This is a genomic window from Nocardia abscessus NBRC 100374, assembly GCF_000308455.1.
In the GTDB taxonomy this organism is placed as follows: Bacteria; Actinomycetota; Actinomycetes; order Mycobacteriales; family Mycobacteriaceae; genus Nocardia; species Nocardia abscessus.
On sequence record NZ_BAFP01000210.1, the window covers coordinates 1 to 519 of the forward strand.

Genomic DNA, 519 nt, shown 5'->3' on the forward strand with positions numbered 1-519 from the left:
CAGCACTCTTCACAATTCACTGCACTTCAATCACCGGAATCTTTAACCCATCACAGATCTAGTCGGCAGCAATGGCATCCACCATGATGGCGAAGACCTTCCTCGGCGCCAGCCTCGCAAAGGCTGTGCCCACCTCCGGCAAGGGCACCAAGCAGGTGACCCGCGTCGCCGTCGAGTTCTACGGTCCCAACCGTGCTGGGTACCTGGGCCCCTTCACCAAGTCTCCCTCATACCTGACCGGCGAGTACCCCGGTGACTACGGCTGGGACACAGCTGGTCTGTCCGCCGACCCCGAGACCTTCGCCAGGTACCGTGAGATCGAGGTCATCCACGCTCGCTGGGCCATGCTCGGCGCCCTGGGCTGCGTGACCCCAGAGCTGCTCGCCAAGAACGGCGTGTCCTTCGGCGAGGCCGTGTGGTGGAAGGCCGGCTCCCAGATCTTTGCCCCCGGCGGCCTGGACTACCTCGGCAACCCCTCCCTCATCCACGCCCAGTCCATCATCGCCATTGTCTTCTCCC

1 protein-coding gene is annotated in these 519 nt (G+C 63.6%); it reads left to right on the forward strand.

The genetic code is table 11. The features are described from left to right. Window positions 1–71: 71 nt before the first annotated feature. The coding region (locus tag ON19_RS45235; RefSeq protein ID WP_043700712.1) for a chlorophyll a/b-binding protein at window positions 72–519 on the forward strand (448 nt) is incomplete at its 3' end.